The organism is Methylobacterium sp. WL103, from assembly GCF_008039885.1.
Classification (GTDB): domain Bacteria; phylum Pseudomonadota; class Alphaproteobacteria; order Rhizobiales; family Beijerinckiaceae; genus Methylobacterium; species Methylobacterium cerastii.
On the sequence record NZ_VRUX01000913.1, the window covers coordinates 1 to 1,206 of the forward strand.

1 protein-coding gene is annotated in these 1,206 nt (G+C 73.1%); it reads right to left on the reverse strand.

All coding sequences use genetic code 11. From position 1 onward, the window contains the following. Positions 1 to 1,206 (reverse strand): glucans biosynthesis glucosyltransferase MdoH (gene mdoH, locus FV222_RS26660; RefSeq protein ID WP_147816139.1); only part of this gene is annotated, 1,206 nt, incomplete at both ends.

Here is a 1,206-nt window from a genome sequence, read left to right on the forward strand (position 1 = left end):
GCCCGTAGCCGAGCAGGCCGAGCTCGCCCGTGCGCGCGGCGAGCCACGTGCCGGCGACGAGGTAGGCGATCCAGAGCGGCAGCATCGCGTAGGAGACGATGCCGACCGCGAGGTGCCAGCGGCTCGCCGCCTTGAGGCCGGGCCAGGGCAGGACGCGCAGGTGCTGCATGTTGCCCTGGCACCAGCGGCGCTCCCGCCCGAGCAGGTCGACGAGGTTCGTCGGCATCTCCTCCCAGGTGCCGCCCATCTCCGGCAGCAGGCGGACCTCCCACCCGGCGCGCACCAGCATGCCGCCCTCGACGATGTCGTGGCACAGGATCTCGCCGCCGAGCGGCGCGCGCCCCGGCAGGACAGGGAGCTGGGCGTGGTCGGCGAAGGCCGCGATCCGCAGGATCGCGTTGTGGCCCCAGTAGCTGCCCTCCGGCCCCTGCCAGGTCTCGAGGCAGCGCAAAGCCAGCGGCGCGTAGAGCCGCACGGCGAATTGCTGGATGCGGGCGAACAACGTGTCGCGGCCGGCGGCGTAGGAGACGGTCTGGATCAGGCCGGTGGCCGGGCTCTCCTCCATCAGCCGGGCGAGGCGGCGCATCGTGGCGCCGCTCATCAGGCTGTCGGCGTCGAGCACGATCATGAAATCGTATTCGGGGCCGTAGGTGCGGGTGAACTCGGCGATGTTGCCGGCCTTGCGCCCGACGTTCTCGGTGCGGCGGCGATAGCGGATCTCGGGGATGCCGGGGCCGGCGGTCTCGCGCCAAGCCTGGATGCGGGCGAACTCGTGCTCCTCCACCGCGGCGATCGCGCCGTCGCGGGTGTCGGAGAGGACGAACAGGTCGATGTCGCCGCCATCGACGGCGTCGCGGGCGAGCGAGCGCGCCATCACCCGGAGCGCCGAAAACACCGCCACCGGGTCCTCGGCGTGGATCGCCACCACCGCGGCCGTGCGCGACAGGCCCGAGGCGCGGGCCGGCACCGTCTCCGAACGGCGCTCCAGGGCGGATTTCGCCCGCGCGCCGAAGCCGGACGCGACGAGGCCGTAGAGGTACTGCCACGCCACGAACGCCTGCCAGGTCATGACCACCGCGAACAGGACCAGTACCGTTCCCCCGAGCCAGGCCTCGGTCGGGTCGGCGCGCACCGGCTCGGCGAGTGCGGCGAGCCACGCGATCACGGCGCCGACCCCGAGCGAGGCCTGGCTCGGGGGAACGGTAC